Annotated in this window: 17 protein-coding genes and 2 tRNA genes; 9 read left to right on the plus strand and 10 right to left on the minus strand. The window is 49.3% G+C overall.

Features of this window, described 5'->3' with window-relative positions:
• Nucleotides 1–296: 296 nt before the first annotated feature.
• The gene (gene purR / locus J1781_RS24740; RefSeq protein WP_129951698.1) at nucleotides 297–1,322 is read left to right on the plus strand and encodes an HTH-type transcriptional repressor PurR; all 1,026 of its coding nucleotides are present in this window, start codon (nucleotides 297–299) and stop codon (nucleotides 1,320–1,322) included.
• A gap of 35 nt (nucleotides 1,323–1,357) precedes the next feature.
• Here purR and punR read toward each other — a convergent pair whose 3' ends face one another.
• On the minus strand, nucleotides 1,358–2,263 hold the full coding sequence (gene punR / locus J1781_RS24745) for a DNA-binding transcriptional activator PunR (protein ID WP_217234331.1): 906 nt from the start codon (nucleotides 2,261–2,263) through the stop codon (nucleotides 1,358–1,360).
• A gap of 136 nt (nucleotides 2,264–2,399) precedes the next feature.
• Here punR and punC point away from each other — a divergent pair, with 136 nt between their 5' ends.
• Together punC and cfa are read left to right on the plus strand one after the other, a co-directional pair.
• Nucleotides 2,400–3,617 carry a purine nucleoside transporter PunC gene (gene punC, locus J1781_RS24750; protein WP_217234332.1) on the plus strand — a complete coding sequence of 406 codons (1,218 nt, stop codon included), beginning with the start codon at nucleotides 2,400–2,402 and terminating at the stop codon, nucleotides 3,615–3,617.
• A gap of 354 nt (nucleotides 3,618–3,971) precedes the next feature.
• Complete coding sequence (gene cfa / locus J1781_RS24755) at nucleotides 3,972–5,123, plus strand: cyclopropane fatty acyl phospholipid synthase (RefSeq protein ID WP_129951701.1); 1,152 nt, start codon at nucleotides 3,972–3,974, stop codon at nucleotides 5,121–5,123.
• 91 nt (nucleotides 5,124–5,214) lie between these two features.
• On the opposite strand, the gene J1781_RS24760 is transcribed toward cfa, so the two are convergent.
• Nucleotides 5,215–5,868: a riboflavin synthase subunit alpha gene (locus J1781_RS24760; protein ID WP_129951702.1), complete on the minus strand. Its 654-nt coding sequence runs from the start codon at nucleotides 5,866–5,868 to the stop codon at nucleotides 5,215–5,217.
• A 254-nt stretch (nucleotides 5,869–6,122) separates the two neighbouring features.
• Between J1781_RS24760 and J1781_RS24765 the strand changes: the two genes are divergently transcribed.
• From J1781_RS24765 to J1781_RS24785, 5 genes are all read left to right on the plus strand, one after another.
• On the plus strand, nucleotides 6,123–7,496 hold the full coding sequence (locus J1781_RS24765) for an MATE family efflux transporter (protein WP_129951703.1): 1,374 nt from the start codon (nucleotides 6,123–6,125) through the stop codon (nucleotides 7,494–7,496).
• Between the two features lie 219 nt (nucleotides 7,497–7,715).
• Nucleotides 7,716–7,792 (plus strand) — tRNA-Val (locus tag J1781_RS24770).
• Nucleotides 7,793–7,821: 29 nt separating this feature from the next.
• Nucleotides 7,822–7,898: transfer RNA gene (locus J1781_RS24775), tRNA-Val, on the plus strand.
• A 549-nt stretch (nucleotides 7,899–8,447) separates the two neighbouring features.
• A complete protein-coding gene (pykF, locus tag J1781_RS24780; RefSeq protein WP_129951704.1) occupies nucleotides 8,448–9,860 on the plus strand; it encodes a pyruvate kinase PykF in 1,413 nt (470 codons plus the stop codon).
• 293 nt (nucleotides 9,861–10,153) lie between these two features.
• Nucleotides 10,154–10,390, plus strand: coding sequence for a major outer membrane lipoprotein (locus J1781_RS24785; protein WP_013576093.1), 237 nt, complete (start codon nucleotides 10,154–10,156; stop codon nucleotides 10,388–10,390).
• 206 nt (nucleotides 10,391–10,596) lie between these two features.
• Here the strand turns inward: J1781_RS24785 and J1781_RS24790 are convergent, their stop codons facing one another.
• From J1781_RS24790 to sufA, 7 genes are all read right to left on the minus strand, one after another.
• Nucleotides 10,597–11,610 (minus strand): L,D-transpeptidase family protein, encoded by a 1,014-nt coding sequence (locus tag J1781_RS24790; RefSeq protein ID WP_129951705.1) that lies wholly within the window; start codon nucleotides 11,608–11,610, stop codon nucleotides 10,597–10,599.
• A gap of 260 nt (nucleotides 11,611–11,870) precedes the next feature.
• A complete protein-coding gene (gene sufE, locus J1781_RS24795) occupies nucleotides 11,871–12,284 on the minus strand; it encodes a cysteine desulfuration protein SufE (RefSeq protein WP_129951706.1) in 414 nt (137 codons plus the stop codon).
• A gap of 28 nt (nucleotides 12,285–12,312) precedes the next feature.
• On the minus strand, nucleotides 12,313–13,533 hold the full coding sequence (gene sufS, locus J1781_RS24800; RefSeq protein ID WP_129951707.1) for a cysteine desulfurase SufS: 1,221 nt from the start codon (nucleotides 13,531–13,533) through the stop codon (nucleotides 12,313–12,315).
• Entirely contained in the window at nucleotides 13,533–14,834 is a 1,302-nt protein-coding gene (gene sufD / locus J1781_RS24805) for a Fe-S cluster assembly protein SufD (RefSeq protein WP_129990433.1), read from the minus strand. Before sufD ends, sufS begins: the two co-directional genes overlap by 1 nt.
• Nucleotides 14,809–15,555 carry a Fe-S cluster assembly ATPase SufC gene (sufC, locus tag J1781_RS24810; protein ID WP_013576099.1) on the minus strand — a complete coding sequence of 249 codons (747 nt, stop codon included), beginning with the start codon at nucleotides 15,553–15,555 and terminating at the stop codon, nucleotides 14,809–14,811. The genes sufD and sufC overlap by 26 nt, the downstream gene beginning before the upstream one ends.
• A gap of 121 nt (nucleotides 15,556–15,676) precedes the next feature.
• Nucleotides 15,677–17,200: a Fe-S cluster assembly protein SufB gene (gene sufB, locus J1781_RS24815; protein ID WP_129951709.1), complete on the minus strand. Its 1,524-nt coding sequence runs from the start codon at nucleotides 17,198–17,200 to the stop codon at nucleotides 15,677–15,679.
• Nucleotides 17,201–17,246: 46 nt separating this feature from the next.
• Entirely contained in the window at nucleotides 17,247–17,618 is a 372-nt protein-coding gene (gene sufA / locus J1781_RS24820; protein WP_013576101.1) for a Fe-S cluster assembly scaffold SufA, read from the minus strand.
• Between the two features lie 457 nt (nucleotides 17,619–18,075).
• Between sufA and J1781_RS24825 the strand changes: the two genes are divergently transcribed.
• On the plus strand, nucleotides 18,076–18,480 hold the full coding sequence (locus tag J1781_RS24825) for a hypothetical protein (RefSeq protein WP_129951710.1): 405 nt from the start codon (nucleotides 18,076–18,078) through the stop codon (nucleotides 18,478–18,480).
• 117 nt (nucleotides 18,481–18,597) lie between these two features.
• Here J1781_RS24825 and J1781_RS24830 read toward each other — a convergent pair whose 3' ends face one another.
• On the minus strand, nucleotides 18,598–19,017 hold the full coding sequence (locus tag J1781_RS24830) for a hotdog fold thioesterase (protein ID WP_129951711.1): 420 nt from the start codon (nucleotides 19,015–19,017) through the stop codon (nucleotides 18,598–18,600).
• Nucleotides 19,018–19,029 lie beyond the last annotated feature (12 nt).

A 19,029-nucleotide genomic window follows, 5' to 3' on the forward strand; every position in this document is an offset into this window, starting at 1 on the left:
ACCACACTCATTGTGTGCCAACGCATTTTCTCATAATTAACCTTTAAAATCTTGTGTTGAATGACAATGCGTTCCTGAGAATTTTGCTTCCACTTTCCTGCATTATAAGAGAAAATTGTCGGTTAACACGTCTGTGTGCCGGTCGATTTCACCCGAGAGCATTTCGCGCCTCATTCTGAAGAATCCACCCAATGATTTCACTGCCCTTTGAGAAGCCAGCAGTTAAATCCTCGCAGGCAAACGATTAACATAATGCTAACGTGCTGAAGCACGTGAGTTCAGGAGTCATTGTTTACATGGCAACGATTAAAGATGTCGCAAAGCGCGCTGGCGTTTCCACTACAACCGTGTCGCACGTCATCAATAAAACACGTTTCGTCGCCGAAGAAACCAAAGAAGCGGTTCTCCTTGCAATCAAAGAGTTACATTACTCTCCGAGTGCTGTAGCCCGCAGTCTGAAGGTCAATAACACTAAAACCATCGGCCTGCTGGCCACCTCAAGCGAAGCGCCCTATTTTGCCGAAGTGATTGAAGCCGTGGAAAACAGCTGCTTCTCCAAAGGCTATACGCTGATTTTGTGTAACTCGCATAATAACCTGGAGAAACAACAGGCCTACCTGCAAATGCTGGCGCAAAAACGCGTCGACGGCTTGCTGGTGATGTGCGCGGAATACCCTGATGAATTGCTCAATATGCTCGAAGAGTACCGCTCGATTCCCATGGTGGTCATGGACTGGGGTGAAGCACGCAAGAACTTTACCGACAGCATTATCGATAACGCTTTCGAAGGTGGTTACATGGCCGGTCGTTATCTGATTGAACGCGGTCATCGTGATATTGGCGTGATCCCCGGGCAACTGGCGCGTAATACCGGCGGCGGCCGCTTCCAGGGTTTTGTGAAAGCACTGACTGAAGCCAATATTCCTCTTCGTGACGAATGGGTAGTTCAGGGTGATTTCGAACCAGAGTCTGGCTACCAGGCAATGCATAAGATTCTGATGCAAAAGCATCGTCCGACTGCCGTGTTTTGCGGCGGCGATGTGATGGCAATGGGTGCAATTTGTGCCGCAGACGAACTCGGCCTTCGCGTTCCTCAGGATATTTCCGTGATCGGGTACGACAATGTGCGTAACGCCCGTTACTTCTCCCCGGCGCTGACAACCGTGCATCAGCCGAAAGAACGTCTGGGTGAAATGGCCTTTACGATGTTACTGGACAGAATTGTCAGTAAGCGTGAAGAGTCCCAGACCATCGAAGTGCATCCGAAACTGGTCGAGCGCCGTTCAGTCGCCGACGGCCCGTACCGTGATTACCGTCGTTAACAAATCACAAACGCCTGCCTGTGCAGGCGTTTTTTCTAATCGCGCAGCCATTCCTGATTCATGGTGTCTGTATCGCCCATGTATTCCAACAGCCAGCTCAGTGAAGGTGAAGGATTGCTTTGATCCCACGTCAGGCAGCACGGGCTGTCAGGGAATATATTCTCCAGTGCCAGCACCTGTAATTTTCCCTGTTCAATCCACGGCATGACCTGGTGAACCGGCATCATACCCACGCACAATCCTTCAGTCAGGCATTCCAGCGCACAGGTCCAGTCCGGCACGACCAGACGCCGCTGGTTATCGAGCGTCCAGGTATCACGCTTCGGCAATGTCCGGGAAGTATCTTCCAGGCACAATGCCGGATAAGGTCGCAGTTGATCATCGTTCAGCGCACCGGATAGCTGCGCCAGCGGATGTTGCGGGCTGACGACACAATGCCAGTCCATAAATCCCATATCACGAAAACTGAAGCGCCCGCCAACCGGTATCGCGCGCGTAGCGCCGATCGCCACGTCTGCACGCCCGTCGACCAACGCATCCCAGACACCGTTAAACACTTCCGAGTGAATAATGAGTTCGGTATCCGCAAAATGGCGATAAAAATCGAGCACCAGACGCCGTGTCCGTGCGGGTTTGACAATCCGGTCGACCGCCACACGTAATTCGCCGCGCCAGCCGTTCGCCACCTGCTGACACTGCCGGCGGGTGGCTATCATTTTTTTTGTCATAACCCGTGCTTCATCGACAAAAACCTTTCCCGCTGGCGTCAGCACTACGTCACGATGTCGACGCTCAAACAACGGCACGGCCAGCCATTGTTCAAGCTGGCGGACGGTGTAACTGATGGCAGAAGGCACACGGTGTAAGTCCTGCGCAGCTGCACTAAAACTGCCGGTTCTTGCGACAGCATCAACCACTTCGAGAGCGTATTCTGACCACATAATCCAGCCTTCAATTTTTTTGATAGCAGAGTGCAAATATTAACGTTTCACAAGCCTGTTATCAAAGCGTTAAACTCCGCCCCCGGTATGAAATCTGCGTCACATCATCTGCAATAAATAAATTAACGAGACAATAATGAAACCCTCCTTTGGATTTATGCTCTATCTTGCGGGTCTGAGCATGCTGGGCTTTTTAGCCACCGATATGTATCTGCCTGCGTTCAGTGCCATGCAAACCAGTCTGATGACCAGCCCCGGGATGATCAGCGCAAGTCTGAGCATTTTTCTCGGTGGATTTGCTGTTGGTCAGTTGCTGTGGGGGCCACTGTCGGACAGAATCGGCCGTAAACCGGTATTGCTTCTTGGTCTGATACTTTTTGCGTTCGGCTGTCTGGGTGTTATCTGGGTTGAGAATGTACGCGCTCTTCTGGCTCTGCGTTTCTTACAGGCCATAGGCGTGTGTGCTGCCGCAGTCACCTGGCAGGCTATCGTTGTTGACCGTTTTTCTGCCGATGTGGCAAAAAAAACTTTTGCCAGCATTATGCCGTTAGTGGCGCTTTCTCCGGCTCTTGCACCGTTGCTGGGTGCCTGGGTGCTCAATCATTTTGACTGGGAAGCTATTTTTGCCCTGCTGACCGTCGTTGCCATCGCTTTAGTGCTGACGACGCTGACTCTGCGTGAAAACAAACCGGCAAAAGACGCAAAGGCAGATAAAACCGGCTTTACGACTTTATTGAAATCGCCTGTTTACAGCGGGAATGTCATGATTTATGCCGCCTGTTCAGCGGGTTTCTTTGCGTGGCTGACGGGCTCACCGTTTATCCTGAGCGATATGGGCTATTCACCCGGTGCCATCGGGCTGAGCTATGTTCCGCAGACTATCGCTTTCCTGCTCGGTGGTTTTGGTTGCCGTGTTCTGATCAACAGGCTGGACGGCAATAAAATTCTGCCATGGTTACTGACTGGTTACGGCATCAGTATGGTGGCCTTGTTCTGTGTGGCTATGTTCACAAATGCCGGGCTGACAAGTTTGCTGATCCCTTTCTGTCTGATGGCTTTGGTGAATGGTGCAACCTATCCAATTGTTGTCGCAAATGCATTAATGCCATTTCCTGCTAATACAGGTAAGGCGGCAGCGTTGCAGAATACCTTGCAGCTTGGGCTTTGCTTTCTTGCCAGCATGCTGGTTTCCGCATTTATTGTGCACCCGCTCATGGCGACAGTCACGATCATGCTGTCTACACTATTGTTGGTAGTTTTGGGCCGCTGGCTCTCTTTACAGCATAAAAATGTGCGAGACGATGAGCAGCCACCGGAGCAGGAAACTCAGACTCTGCATGCAAATCAACAGTGATAATACCCTAATGTAACAGTCACTTAGCGGGCATTTTCATTGATTACGATTTACTATTGAGAATGCCTGCCAGCGAGCCTATACTCAACAAAACTAAATAAAATAGCATTTTTACAAAACTTTTATTACATACTTAAGCCAGACGCGCGGACGGTGTCACACTTATTTTTTGAATACTTTTCACGGATGATTTTCCTGCCCGTCTTCCGGCGCGCAGGCGTTCTTCTTAATTTCCTCTGTTGGTGTCGAATATCGGGCGAGACGCTAGTCGTCTGTTCTCATAAAGACCTGCAAAAATAGCCTTTGCTTTTCCCGGCAGGTTAATAAGTCAGAAGAGAAAGTGATGGAGAAGCTATGAGTTCATCGTGTATAGAAGACCAAAGCATTCAGGACAATCAATGGTATCGGATCGCCAGTGAGATGCTGGCGATGGCAGATATTCAGGTAAACGGTAATCGTCCTTTCGACCTTAAAGTAAAAAACACTGACTTCTTTAAGCGTGTTTTACAGGAAGGTTCTCTGGGCCTCGGTGAAAGTTACATGGACGGTTGGTGGGAATGCGACCGTCTGGATATCTTTTTCCAGCGTGTTATCCGTGCCGGTTTGGAAAATAAACTGCCCCACCATTTCAAAGATACTTTACGTGTCGCCGCAGCACGCCTGACTAATTTGCAATCGCGCAAACGGGCGTGGATTGTCGGCAAAGAGCATTATGATCTGGGCAACGATTTATTTACGCTGATGCTCGACCCCTACATGCAATATTCCTGCGGCTACTGGAAAGAAGCCACTACGCTTGAAGAAGCGCAGGAAGCAAAACTCAAAATGATCTGCGACAAGCTGCAATTAAAACCGGGACAGCGCCTGCTGGATATCGGTTGCGGTTGGGGTGGGTTATCTGAGTACGCCGCCAAAAATTATGGCGTAAGCGTTGTAGGTGTCACGATTTCTGCTGAACAACAAAAACTGGCTCAAAAACGCTGTGAAGGGCTGGATGTCACTATCCTGCTGCAGGATTACCGTGACCTGAATGATCAGTTTGACCGTATTGTTTCTGTCGGGATGTTTGAACATGTGGGTCCGAAAAATTATCAGACCTATTTTAATGTCGCCAAACGCAATATTAAACCTGACGGTATTTTCCTGCTGCACACCATTGGTTCTAACAAAACAGACCTTAATGTCGACCCGTGGATTGATAAATACATCTTTCCCAACGGCTGTCTGCCCTCTGTTCAGCAAATTGCACATAACAGCGAGTCACTGTTTGTGATGGAAGACTGGCACAATATTGGCGCTGATTATGATCGCACACTGATGGCATGGAATGAACGCTTTCAGAAACACTGGCCGGAACTGGCGGAAAAATACGGTGAACGTTTCCACCGTATGTTTACCTACTACCTGAATGCCTGCGCCGGGGCTTTCCGCGCCAGGGATATTCAGTTGTGGCAGGTTGTCTTCAGCCCGGAAGGCGTTGATGGGGGCATCCGCGTACCACGCTGATGATCTTCGGTTTGCCAATAAAAAAAACCGGACATTTATCGTCCGGTTTTTTATGCACGCCATTTTTTATTCGAATAAAAAGCCTGAGATGCTATTGCGCTTTATCGATCATCGCCTGCGCCGTGGCGATAGCCGCTTCACGGCTGGCTAATACACGTTCTACCGTATCGACAATCGCCTGGGTTTGCGGGTCGATTTCGATATTAATTTTGTCACCCAGACGTTTTGTGCCCAACGTCGTGCGTTGCAATGTTTCCGGAATTAAATGCACACAAAAACGGGTGCGGGTCACTTCACCGATAGTGAGACTAATACCGTCAATACCGATATAACCTTTATGTAATACATATTTCATCAAATCTTCATGCGGCATACGAAACCAGATCTGACGGTTATTTTCTGAGGTCAGGATTTTTGCCACTTCTGCCGTGCAAATAATATGACCAGACATTAAATGCCCGCCAATTTCATCATTAAATCGCGCTGCACGTTCCAGATTAACCGGATCACCCTCTTTCAGTTCACCGAGATTCGTCAGACGCAAGGTTTCTTTCATCAGATCAAAACTGACCAGATCACCGTTAACCTCAGTGACGGTCAGGCAGCAACCATTGTGTGCCACCGATGCGCCAAGCTGCAGGTTATCCAGCATATTTTCAGGTAAACGAACCACATGGGTACGGAAGTTAGGTTTCTCGTCGATCGATACGACCGTGCCGGTTCCCTGTACAATTCCGGTAAACATAGCCTTTTCCTCAATGTTTAAAACTGCTGTATTAAAACGTCACTCCGGTCAGTTTGCCGCAGAATTAATTGAAAGCCAATTCTCTGCGATAAGAAATAGCACCGTCTGCTTCAATTTCATTATTTAACTGACCATTAACAGCTTTGTTTGCTTAAAAATACCGACAATGTACAATCTTCGGACTATTTCCCTCTGTTCCATGCCATCTGTCATGGCATTTTTTATTCAATATAATCAAATAAAAAGGTGTATCTGTGCAGAAGTACCTTGCAGAAGCGCGGGTTCTGTTAGCGCTTGCCATCCCGGTCATCCTTGCGCAAATTGCGCAGACATCCATGGGCGTAGTGGACACAATAATGGCGGGTTCGGTCAGTGCCACGGACATGGCTGCCGTGGCTGTCGGCACCTCAATCTGGTTGCCGGCGATTTTATTCGGACACGGTTTACTGTTGTCACTGACCCCCACTGTCGCGCATTTAAATGGTGCCGGGCGTCGCGATAAAATTGGTCATCAGGTTCAGCAAGGGTTCTGGCTGGCTTCGGGTGTTTCGGTGCTGATCATCGCGGTGCTGTATCAATGCGACCATATTCTTAGCCTGATGCATAACATTGATCCTGAGCTGAAAGCAAAAGCCGTCGGCTACCTGCATGCCATTATGTGGGGCGCGCCGGGCTATTTATTTTTCCAGGTGCTGCGTGACCAGTGTGAAGGTTTGTCAAAAACCAAACCAGGCATGGTATTCGGCTTTATCGGCCTGCTGGTCAATATTCCCGTTAATTACATTTTTATATACGGGAAGTTCGGCGCCCCCGCACTCGGGGGTGTCGGTTGTGGTGTCGCGACGGGCACAGTGTATTGGGTCATGTTCTTCATGATGCGGATTTATGTCCGCCGCAATCGTGCACTGCGTGATACTCAGCCACATTCACGGTTTGCGAAACCCGACTGGCCGACACTGCGTCGCCTTATCCAGCTGGGTATGCCTATCGCACTGGCATTATTTTTCGAAGTGACACTGTTTGCGATCGTTGCCCTGCTGGTCTCCCCGTTGGGGATTGTTGCCGTGGCCAGTCACCAGATTGCGCTGAACGTCGGTTCGCTTATGTTCGTTATACCGCTGTCTTTAGGTGTTGCAGCCACTATTCGCGTAGGGTCGCGTTTAGGTGAATCTTCGGTTGAAGGCGCAAAGGTTGCAGCCTATACCAGTATCGGAACGGGGATAATGATGGCCTGCTGCACAAGCGTGACGGCCATCATTTTTCGCGAGCATATCGCCTCACTTTATAATGACAGCCCGGAAGTCGTCACGCTGGCTTCCCATCTGCTGATCTTTGCTGCGTTGTTTCAGATTTCAGATGCGATTCAGGTTATCGGCAGTGGCATTTTGCGGGGCTATAAAGATACACGTTCGATCTTCTACATTACGTTCGTCGCTTACTGGGTGCTGGGTCTGCCGGTAGGGTACACCCTCGGACTGACGGATATTCTGGTTCCGCGAATGGGGCCAAGCGGTTTCTGGTGCGGGTTTATTTTGGGGCTGACTTTTGCCGCGCTGATGATGACATTGCGGATGCGCTGGTTACAAAAACAACCCTCTTATACTATTTTGCAAAAAGCGGGCCGTTAATCCCGCGGCTTTTCCGTGCGCTGTGCATATGTGTACCGGCGCACGGATTTTTCAGCCTTTGTGCTGGCTGTTATGTCTAAAAAAACAACGCAATGCACATAAGGTCGGCAGTCACACACATTATGACAGGAAAATGTCTTTTTTCCCTTGCCAGTACTCAGAGAGGTCGTTAATATTCGTCCCCGTCGCCAACACTGGCTGACGAAAAAGAAAAACGATGCGTCCGTAGCTCAGTTGGTTAGAGCACCACCTTGACATGGTGGGGGTCGGTGGTTCGAGTCCACTCGGACGCACCATCTTTCTTAGCAAGACCATTGCATATTGTGCGTCCGTAGCTCAGTTGGTTAGAGCACCACCTTGACATGGTGGGGGTCGGTGGTTCGAGTCCACTCGGACGCACCAAAGCAATCTTCTGAACCTTCCCTTCTGCCGTAAACTCCCTGAACAATCTGAAATCACTTCTGACGACACTTTAGATTCGTGCGTGAATTTATGTTAAGTCATCCGTTTGTATTATTTGAGATTATTTCCTGTCTGTTCCTTTTTTTGCAATAGCGTGAACAAACCGTTATCTCTTCCGCTTTCCACCCTGCCCGCATTGGATAATTTCAAAACAACGTTCCGAAATCTGCCCTAAGCTTGCGCCGCATCACGTTTTTTATTTGGTTTCCCACCCGGTTCCCCTCTATAATACGCATCGTCTCTTCGATTGAATGGTTTCAGCCCCTTGATCTGTCGATATCGCAATTACAAAAGCGTGATCACTCCGGTAGCGATGATAAATCGCACAAATCGCTATGCTTTGGCTGAACTTACTACACCATTCCTTTCACAGTCTTCTACGCTTAGTAATGATTTGATTCAACCAGGCAAGACCTCAATTCCGCGCGGGCAGCACCGCTGTCAGGCAAACGCTTTTCCAATCCATCACAACTTGTAGATAAAATCGTCATGAAAAAGACCAAAATTGTTTGTACCATCGGTCCGAAAACCGAATCCGAAGAAATGCTGACCAAACTGCTTGATGCAGGCATGAACGTAATGCGTCTGAACTTCTCTCACGGTGATTATGAAGAGCACGGCCAGCGCATTCAAAATATCCGCAACGTGATGGTGAAGACCGGTCACAAAGCGGCCATTTTGCTGGACACTAAAGGTCCGGAAATCCGCACCATGAAACTGGAAGGCGGCAAAGATGCTTCCCTGGTTGCGGGTCAGACTTATACTTTCACCACCGATCAAAGCGTTATCGGTAACACCGAACGCGTAGCGGTTACTTATCAGGGCTTTGCTGCTGACCTGAAAATCGGTAACACCATTCTGGTCGATGACGGCCTGATTGGTATGGAAGTGACAAATGTCACCGAAACCGAAGTGACCTGTAAGGTACTGAACAACGGCGATCTGGGTGAGAACAAAGGTGTCAACCTGCCAGGTGTTTCTATCGCACTGCCAGCGCTGGCTGAAAAAGATAAACGTGATCTGATCTTCGGCTGTGAGCAAGGCGTTGACTTTGTCGCGGCTTCTTTCATCCGTAAACGTTCTGACGTTCTGGAGATTCGTGAGCACCTGAAAGCACACGGTGGCGAACACATCCAGATCATCTCCAAAATCGAAAACCAGGAAGGTCTGAACAACTTCGACGAAATTCTCGAAGCCTCAGACGGCATCATGGTTGCACGTGGTGACCTGGGCGTTGAAATCCCGGTTGAAGAAGTGATCTTCGCGCAGAAGATGATGATTGAGAAATGTAACCGTGCACGCAAAGTGGTTATCACCGCAACGCAAATGCTCGATTCCATGATCAAAAACCCACGCCCTACCCGTGCAGAAGCTGGCGACGTAGCGAACGCCATCATTGACGGCACCGACGCAGTGATGCTGTCTGGCGAAAGTGCGAAAGGTAAATACCCGCTGGAAGCTGTCACTATCATGGCAACCATCTGTGACCGTACTGACCGCGTGATGCAGAGTCGCATTGATGGCCAGAATGACAACCGTAAGCTGCGTATCACAGAAGCTGTATGCCGTGGTGCTGTTGAAACTGCTGAGAAACTGGACGCGCCATTGATCGTCGTTGCCACCAGCGGCGGTAAATCAGCAAAAGCCGTGCGTAAATACTTCCCGCATGCGACTATCCTTGCCCTGACCACTAACGAAATCACTGCACGTCAGCTTATCCTGACCAAAGGCGTTGTGACTCAGCTGGTCAAAGAGATTGCTTCCACTGACGACTTCTACCGTATCGGTAAAGAAGCGGCTATCGAAAGCGGTCTGGCACAGAAAGGTGATATCGTAGTGATGGTTTCTGGCGCCCTGGTTCAGAGCGGCACAACCAATACTTCATCGGTGCATGTTGTTTAATTAAAAACGTGACCACGAGCATTAATAAACGCCACGAAATGTGGCGTTTATTTATTCAAAAAGTATCTTCTTTCATAAAAAGTGCTAAATGCAGTAGCAGCAAAATTGGGATAAGTCCCATGGAATACGGCTGTTTTCGCTGCAATTTTTAACTTTTTCGTAAAAAAAGATGTTTCTTTGAGCGAACGATCAAAATATAGCGTTAACCGGCAAAAAATTATTCTCATTAGAAAATAGTTTGTGTAATACTTGTAACGCTACATGGAGATTAACTTAATCTAGAGGGTTTTATAATGAATCGCACTAAACTGGTACTGGGCGCTGTAATCCTGGCTTCAACTATGCTGGCTGGTTGTTCAAGCAATGCTAAAATCGACCAACTGTCTTCAGACGTTTCTACTCTGAACTCTAAAGTTGACCAACTGAGCAACGACGTGAACGCAATCCGTTCTGACGTTCAAGCAGCTAAAGACGATGCAGCTCGCGCTAACCAACGTCTGGACAACCAAGCTCACGCTTACAAGAAGTAATATTTACTTCTCTAGTTCAATGGCGCACTCAGTGCGCCATTTTTTTTATCTGCTATTTGTGCTTTTCTCCTCCCCTGACGACTTTAAATCATCATCAAACCTCCCCTTTAAAACGCGCTCTATCGCTCAGGTGAATGTCAGACACAAAAAAGGGACCCTACAGGCCCCTGGAGTTTAAATCGTTTCTGCTGTGGTTCTGCGAACGTTTACTGGGTGCTGGCTGTATTAACCGCCGGTTCCCCCGAATTCGCCATTTGTGGCGGGTTGACAGCAGGTGGTGTGTTTCCTGCTTTAGCGCCGACACTGACCACAACCGGCATACCAGAACGCCGTGTAATCGCTTCTTTTACCATCGCGGCGTTGGTGTCATCGTGTTTAATGAATTTCTTCATTGCAGCGGTCAGTGGGATCGGTTTGGTTTGCGGATCATCTTTCTCTGTGTGAGACAACGGCTGATGTACCTCGATATAACGTTTACCATCCGGTTCGACATCAAACTTGATAGGCTGATTCACAATTTGTACACGCGTCCCTTTTGGCACCGAGTTAAACAGCGCTTCGATATCGTCTGGACGCAGACGGATACAACCGGAACTCACACGCATACCAATGCCGAAATTCGCATTGGTCCCGTGGATCAGATACTGTCCTGAGCCTGCCGACAGACGCATTGCAAACAAGCCCATCGGATTATCCGGCCCGGCCGGCACCATCCCCGGTAATGTAATCCCCTCTTTCAGATAGGCTTTACGAATATTGGCGGTGGGCGTCCAGGTAGGATTCGGGATCTTCTGGCTGACAGAGGTCACCATCTCCGGTGTGTTACGCCCTAACTGGCCGATACCGATCGGATAAACAATGACTTTATTCTCGCCCTTCGGATAGTAGTAAAGGCGCAGCTCCGCCAGGTTGACGACAATCCCTTCACGTTTGGTATCCGGTAACAGCATTTGCGATGGGATAGTCAGCACGGTGCCCGCTTTGGGCAAATAAGGGTCTGTTCCCGGATTCGCTTCCAGCATCGCGATCAGCCCAATTTGGTATTTGGCCGCCACATCTTCCAGCGGTTTACCGTCGTTGGGCACCACATATGTCGTATTTTCACCAATCAGGCGGCTATTATCCGGCGGCAGTGGATATTCTGCCGCACTTGCGGTCATGGAATGCGTTGCTACCAGTGTGCCAACTAACATTGCCAGAAGGGGTAATGCGCGTCTCATACTCAGTCCTTTTTCGGCCTGCACTCAGCGAATCTGAGGCAAGGCAATGATCTTGTCAGGTAATAGTAGCAGCGCAGAATTTCATGGCAATCAAACCACTGTAAATCAGAAAGTTACCTTACAGAAGTCAGGATAAAACCCAGAAGGATAGTGAATTGAAAAATCAGGAGTAAAAGGAAATAAACGGGGGGAAATAAGCGTTCTGCCTTGCTCATTAGCAGACAATTCCTAATGAGCAAGACAATGCAGCAGCACCAGTATTAAGAGAGCTCTGCTGCTTTAGCGCGGATAGAGCGAATCATCGCTTCCAGCCCTTGTGAGCGTGAAGGCGTCAGATGCTGACTCAGTTCAAGCTCAGTGAAAAAAGGACGTACATCCAGTTCCACCACATCGCGAGGCGTCAGGCCCTGATACAGGCTAAAGACAATCGCGACCAGGCCTTTAACAATGGCTGCATCACTGTCACCTTCGAAAGTCAGTGCCCCCTTCTCATCGGTACGCATGACAATCCATACCTGGCTCTGACAACCGGAAATCAGGTTTTGGTCCTGACGGTGTTCTTCCGCTAAGGCGGGTAACTGGCCACCCAGCTCAATCACGTACAGATACTTTTCTTCCCAATTCGGGCATCGGGAAAAATTTCTGACTAACTTGTTTTTATCTGGCAAAGCCATAAAGACATCCTGATCTGGGCTGTCAGGATTAACCCAACAACCGGTGAATACGTTGCAGCCCCGCGACCAAACGGTCGACTTCTTCACGGGTATTGTACATCGCGAGTGACGCACGGCACATAGCCGGAACACCGTAGAAGGACATTAATGGCATCGCACAATGGTGACCGGTGCGGATGGCAATACCGTATTGATCAAGGAAGCTGCCGACATCGTACGCATGGTGTTTACCCAGATTAAACGCGATAACGCCTGCACGGGTAGCCGGGCCGTAAATCTGAATATCTGGCACCTGTGCCATCGCATTGAGCGCATAGCTCATCAGGTCCTGTTCATAAGCATGGATATTTTCCAGCCCCAGAGCAGTGACATATTCCATTGCCGCACCCAGTCCCATAATACCGCCGGTATTGGGTGTGCCGGCTTCAAAGCGCCATGGAGCTGCCGTGAATGTGGTGCCTTCTGTCAGGCTGACATGCTTGATCATCGAGCCGCCACCTTCCCACGGCGGCATCTGATCCAGCAGGGCTTTGCGCCCGTACAGGATACCAATACCGGTCGGGCCGTAGAGTTTATGCCCTGACCAGACATAGAAATCACAGCCCAGCGCCTGCACATCAACCGCCTGATGCATGACCGCCTGCGCACCATCGACCAGAACGGTCAGGCCGGCAGCTTTAGCCTGCGGAATGATTTTTTCGATCGGGTTAACCGTGCCTAATACATTGGAAACATGCGCTAACGTCAGCAGTTTTGTGCGTGGCGTGATCAGTGATTCAAGCTGTGATAAATCCAGCTCACCTTCCGGTGTCAGGTGCCAGACATCAATATGAAGCTCACGTTCTTTCGCCAGCATCTGCCATGGCACGATGTTCGCGTGGTGTTCCATTTCAGTCAGAATGATGTGGTCGCCGGCGTGTAAAAACTCACGCCCCCAGGTATTGGCGACCAGGTTAATGGCTTCCGTGGAACCTTTGACGAAGACAATTTCTTCCGCTGATGCGGCATTCATGAAACGGGCGGCCTGAGTGCGGACGTTTTCCATCTGCTCCGTCGCTTCCGCGCTCATGGTATGAATGCCACGGTGAACCGCAGCATAACCTTGCTCGAAGAAAGCCATTTCACGTTGAATGACCTGATGCGGTTTCTGTGCGCTGGCCGCGCTGTCGAGATAGGCCAGCGGCTGGCCGTTAACTTCACGGCTCAGCACAGGGAAATCGCTACGTACTTTTTCCAGTGGAAAACTCATTACTTACCTCGATTTAGTCTGCCTGCAATACGGGCAATGACGACTTCACGCAGGGTTTCATTCTCAATGGCTTCCGTCAGTTCAGCGGCAAAAGCAAAGATGATCATTTGCTGAGCATCCTGCCCGCTAATCCCACGGGTACGCAGATAGAAAAGCTGTTCGTCATCAATACGACCCACTGTCGCACCGTGGCTGCACTTCACGTCATCGGCATAAATTTCCAGCTGAGGTTTGGTATCAACTTCAGTGTGTTTGCCCAGCAACAAGTTGTTGTTGGTCATTTTTCCGTCCGTTTTCAGTGCGTGCTGAGCCACTTTGATCATGCCGTTAAAAATCGCTTTAGCACGATCGTTGACAATCACTTTATGCAACTGGTTGCTGTTGCAATAACCTTTGTTGTGTTCGAGATATGTGCGTGTATCGGCAATTTCAGAATCAACCGGCAGAACCAGACTGTTGATATCCAGATTGCTGTTTTCGCCGTTCAGCTGCGCACTGGTATTATTACGGGTCAGACCCGCGCCCAGCAGGAAGCTGTGGCTGGAAACACGGGCATCGCGCCCGATGACCAGATCATTATGCGAAAAGTGAAAACTGGCCTGGCTTTCAAATGCGAGTTTGTAATGCGTGAAATCTGCATTATCGCCCACATTTACCGTCATACGTGCACCGGTGAAATGCCCCTGCTCATTCAGACTCAGGTAATGTTCAATCACTTCAGCATTCGCGCCATTTTCAATCGCCAGATGATAACGATGATGAACGGTATTCATTTCGCGTGACTGCTCACGACCACTGCTCAGATGCAGCAGATACAACGGCTTATCAGCCTGCTTGCCCACAGGCAAACGCACGGAGAAAGAATCCTGCGCCAGACTTTCTGTCAGATGTAAAAACACCTCTGACTGAATCGGATCCGGTAATGTTTGTTGCCCGGACGCGTTCAGTTTTTCAATTTCAAACGCACCGGTATCACTGTCGCTGAGGCTCGCATCGAAACGACCATCCACGAAAACCAGGCGGTAACAATCCAGCGGCAACGCCAGAGATTTGATTTTCTCAACCGTCAGCGCCTGCTGCTGAGGAGCGAAGAATTGATTACCCAGCAGTGAGGAAACCGGCGTGTATTTCCAGTCTTCCAGTTTTGCGTGCGGAAAACCAAGGCGCAACACCTGTTGCCAATGGGCATGCGCGTGGGGCGACTGCTCCCCCCCGCGGCTTTCAAAAAGGCGGTAAAGTTGCTGCATGGCGTGCGAACTGCCCGCCGCAGGGACATTACTCTTCGTCGGTAAGCCAGCCATAACCTTGCTCCTCTAACTGTTTAACCAAGGTGAAATCGCCGGATTTAACAATGCGGCCCTGATACAAAACGTGCACGTAGTCAGGCTTGATGTAGTCGAGGATACGCTGGTAGTGGGTGACAATAACGAATGAACGCTTGCCGTCACGCAGTGTGTTAACACCATCAGAAACAATCTTCAGCGCATCAATGTCCAGACCGGAGTCAGTTTCATCAAGGATGCACAGGTTTGGCTCAAGCGCCGCCATTTGCAGAATATCGTTACGCTTTTTCTCACCACCGGAGAAACCTACATTCACTGAACGGGTCAGCAAATCGGCAGGCATCTTCAGCATCGCAATTTTTTCTTCGATGAAATCTGCGAAGTCAAAGCGATCCATCGGTTCCTGGCCGCGATATTTACGCACCGCGTTCACTGCAGTTTGCAGGAAGAAATGGTTGGTTACGCCCGGGATTTCTACCGGATACTGGAAAGCCATAAACACACCTTCACCCGCGCGGTCTTCCGGGGCGAGTTCCAGCAAATCTTTACCGTTGAAGATCACGGAACCGTCAGTCACTTCGTAATCTTCACGGCCAGCCAGTGTCGCGGAGAGCGTACTTTTGCCTGAGCCGTTCGGCCCCATAATGGCGTGTACTTCACCCGGTTTAATCTCCAGATCAAGTCCTTTCAGAATTTCCTTTTCTTCGACACGGACCTTCAAATTCTTAATGCTTAACATACGTATCCTTGAGTTTGCGCCTGCGCGCCTTAATTCTGTTTATGCTGTGACTTTAATGAACTCAAACCTGTGCGTCGTGCATCTCACACCCTGCTGCGACGTCAGGAGAGCGTACGGCGAATTAACCGACGCTGTGTTCAAGGCTGATCGCCAGCAGTTTCTGTGCTTCGACAGCAAACTCTAGCGGCAGCTCAGAAAAGACATCTTTACAGAAACCATTTACAATCATGGAAATAGCATCATCTTCGCTGATACCACGTTGCAGACAGTAGAACAGCTGGTCATCGCCGATTTTTGACGTCGTGGCTTCATGTTCCAGCTGAGCCGTATTATTGCGCACTTCAACATACGGGAACGTATGCGCGGCACTGTCGGCACCAATCAGCATGGAATCGCACTGCGTAAAGTTGCGGGCGTTTTCTGCACTTGGCAGGATCTTCACCAGACCGCGGTAGCTGTTCTGGCTGTGACCGGCGGAAATACCTTTGGAGATAATGGTCGACTTGGTGTTTTTACCAATGTGGATCATTTTGGTACCGGTATCCGCCTGCTGTTTACCGCTGGTCAGCGCAACCGAGAAGAATTCACCAATTGAGTTATCCCCTTTGAGAATAACGCTCGGGTATTTCCAGGTGATGGCTGAGCCGGTTTCAGACTGGGTCCAGGACATCTTCGAGCCTGCGCCTTCGCACAATGCACGTTTAGTCACGAAGTTTAAAATACCGCCGCTGCTGTCTTTGCTACCGGAGAACCAGTTCTGCACTGTGGAATATTTCACTTCCGCGTCTTTGTGCAGGATCACTTCAACCACCGCAGCATGGAGCTGATAGGTGTCACGCACCGGTGCGGAACAGCCTTCGATGTAACTGACATAACTGCCTTCATCAGCAATCAGGATCGTACGTTCAAACTGACCGGTTTTCGCGGCATTTATGCGGAAGTAGGTCGACAACTCCATCGGGCAGCGCACACCTTTTGGCACATAAACAAACGTACCATCAGAAGCTACAGCCGCATTCAGTGCCGCAAAAAAGTTATCCTGAGCGGGAACAACGGTACCGAGGTATTTACGCACCAGATCAGGATATTCATGAATAGCTTCACCGAATGAGCAGAAAATGACGCCCGATTCAGCCAGCTTTTCGCGATACGTTGTGGAGACAGAAACGGAGTCAAAAATCGCATCGACAGCGACTTCTTTACCTTCACGAACCGGAACGCCCAGCTGTTCGAAAGCCTTTTCAACTTCGCTGGTCAGATAATTGTTTGCTTCGCCCGCAGGAACCCCCAGGGATTCGCCGCCAGATTGCTGCGTCGCCCCCGGTTGTGAGCCACAGCTATCATCGCAGCTGCCACAGGATGGCGCGGAATAGTAGCTGTAATCCTGGTAATCCAGAGGCGTATAGTACGCCTTCAGCCAGTGTGGCTCTTCCATTTTCAACCAGGCATGATAAGCCTGCAGACGGAACTCCAGCATCCACTCAGGCTCGTTGCGCTTTGCGGAAATCGCACGCACTACATCTTCGTTGATGCCTGATGCTAATTCATCGGTTGCCAGCTGGGTAAAGAACCCTTCCTTGTAATTCGTCCCCTCGCCGACCCAAGACTGCACATCATCTGGAATTTCTACGTTGCTTCGTGACATGTTGGTTACATCGCTTTGTTTACAATAATCTTAGAAACTGAAAGTTTTAAACGCCGAAACTTTCACCACACCCGCAGGCATGCTGAGCTTTAGGATTATTGAATTTAAATATCTGATTGAGTCCTTCGCGGACAAAATCCACCTCGGTTCCGTCGATGAAAGGCATGGCCTTCAGCGGAACAAACAGCAAAGCGCCGTCATGTTCAAACACCAGGTCATCGCTGGCCGGTTGTTTGGTTAAATCCAGAACGTAGCCAAAGCCGGCACACCCCGACTGTTTCACGGAGAGCTGAAGACCTTTAACTTCGGGATCCTGTGCCACCAGAGTATTAATCTGTTTCGCTGCAGAATCAGTCAGGCTAACACCTTGCCATACGTTGTCGTCTAAAGAGAAAGAGCCGACAGTTTCAGTTTGCATCTGTCTTACCTCATAATTTTACGGTCATAGACAAGACCTATTGTCTCTATTCTAGTGATAACGTTAATCACTTCAACCTCTTGTTTTAAGAGGGTATAGCGATGACACACGAGGAAAGACACTCAATGTGCGTCGTCTTTACATCCGGCCGCTGGCGGGTCTTGAACACCGCAACCATCAACTGATTGAATAAGTTGTCAATTTTTTGTTAAAAATTAAAATAAACCTTATAAAAGGTAAGGTTTAATAGCTTTCAATGTATCTATTATAAAACATTCATCGGAAATGCCTATTTATGAATTAGCCATATCCGAAGAATTAAAGCTCTTTTTGCTTACTGCCCTAAGCCCCACAAAAATAAAAAAAGCGCATGAAAACGTTGATCCGGCGATTTTTTGCCAATATGATGTTTATTATTTGATAATGATTATCATTCAGATAACCCGGAATATTGAGAATGACTCAATCGGTAAATGCGTGGTTGCAAGGCAAGATCGACGAATATAAATCAAGTGTCCGCGATGCCACCGTGGATTTTTATATGGCAGATGCTGCCTTACGACGCCCGGATGCGCATCTTTGTCAGCTCAAACGCTTCAACAGCCTTTGCCTCGATATGGCCAATCTGTGCCTGCAGAACGGAGATGATCACAGTTATCTTCATGCTTTATGCAAATTGCATAACCGCCTGATCCTGGAAATCAACAGCGTGGTACGTTGTGAACTCTTCCGTGTTCAGAGTTACCATTTTGCGCGGCACACGTTAAAACTCATTTGTCAGTATTATGCCATGATGGGCATCTGGGAAAAAGCAACGGCATTTCAAACTGACTTCGCCAAACGTGTTCCTTTTCAGCTTTAATTTATTTTCAATACGTTAGCCAGTTTTGTTCAGCCCAATAAAATAAGCGGATACATTCATCATGCATCCGCTTGTTACGTGTCTGACTCCGTGATCAGGATTGATTAATAACGCGTATCAATGATCGATCACCATGGTCGTCAGCCGCGATACACAGCACAGATTCCCTTTCTGATCAAAAATCTCAATCTGCCAGACCTGGCTGCGGCGACCGGTGCGCAATGCGCGGCAGACACCGCGCACGTGTCCTTCCCTTGCAGACTGCATATGGCTGGCATTAATTTCCACTCCCACCACGGTTTGATTCCCTTCACAGCATAAATAACCTGCCATCGACCCCATGGTTTCCGCCAGAACAACGGATGCGCCGCCGTGCAGCAAGCCAAATGGCTGGGTAGTGCGTGCATCTACCGGCATGGTTGCTTCAAGGAAATCTTCACCCAGTTGCGTGAACTCAATCCCCACATGCCCCACCATACATCCCTGACTGCGCTGATTCAGGGTTTCCAGCGTGGTACTCCGTTTCCAGAATGACATAATGCTTCCTTA

This window comes from Rahnella perminowiae (genome assembly GCF_019049695.1).
In the GTDB taxonomy this organism is placed as follows: Bacteria; Pseudomonadota; Gammaproteobacteria; order Enterobacterales; family Enterobacteriaceae; genus Rahnella; species Rahnella perminowiae.

Bases quoted from the DNA above. Each gene is read 5' to 3' on its own strand.
- purR (WP_129951698.1), top strand. From the start codon at position 297: ATGGCAACGATTAAAGATGTCGCAAAGCGCGCTGGCGTTTCCACTACA.
- punR (WP_217234331.1), bottom strand. From the start codon at position 2,263: ATGTGGTCAGAATACGCTCTCGAAGTGGTTGATGCTGTCGCAAGAACC.
- punC (WP_217234332.1), top strand. From the start codon at position 2,400: ATGAAACCCTCCTTTGGATTTATGCTCTATCTTGCGGGTCTGAGCATG.
- cfa (WP_129951701.1), top strand. From the start codon at position 3,972: ATGAGTTCATCGTGTATAGAAGACCAAAGCATTCAGGACAATCAATGG.
- J1781_RS24760 (WP_129951702.1), bottom strand. From the start codon at position 5,868: ATGTTTACCGGAATTGTACAGGGAACCGGCACGGTCGTATCGATCGAC.
- pykF (WP_129951704.1), top strand. From the start codon at position 8,448: ATGAAAAAGACCAAAATTGTTTGTACCATCGGTCCGAAAACCGAATCC.
- J1781_RS24785 (WP_013576093.1), top strand. From the start codon at position 10,154: ATGAATCGCACTAAACTGGTACTGGGCGCTGTAATCCTGGCTTCAACT.
- J1781_RS24790 (WP_129951705.1), bottom strand. From the start codon at position 11,610: ATGAGACGCGCATTACCCCTTCTGGCAATGTTAGTTGGCACACTGGTA.
- sufE (WP_129951706.1), bottom strand. From the start codon at position 12,284: ATGGCTTTGCCAGATAAAAACAAGTTAGTCAGAAATTTTTCCCGATGC.
- sufS (WP_129951707.1), bottom strand. From the start codon at position 13,533: ATGAGTTTTCCACTGGAAAAAGTACGTAGCGATTTCCCTGTGCTGAGC.
- sufD (WP_129990433.1), bottom strand. From the start codon at position 14,834: ATGGCTGGCTTACCGACGAAGAGTAATGTCCCTGCGGCGGGCAGTTCG.
- sufC (WP_013576099.1), bottom strand. From the start codon at position 15,555: ATGTTAAGCATTAAGAATTTGAAGGTCCGTGTCGAAGAAAAGGAAATT.
- sufB (WP_129951709.1), bottom strand. From the start codon at position 17,200: ATGTCACGAAGCAACGTAGAAATTCCAGATGATGTGCAGTCTTGGGTC.
- sufA (WP_013576101.1), bottom strand. From the start codon at position 17,618: ATGCAAACTGAAACTGTCGGCTCTTTCTCTTTAGACGACAACGTATGG.
- J1781_RS24825 (WP_129951710.1), top strand. From the start codon at position 18,076: ATGACTCAATCGGTAAATGCGTGGTTGCAAGGCAAGATCGACGAATAT.
- J1781_RS24830 (WP_129951711.1), bottom strand. From the start codon at position 19,017: ATGTCATTCTGGAAACGGAGTACCACGCTGGAAACCCTGAATCAGCGC.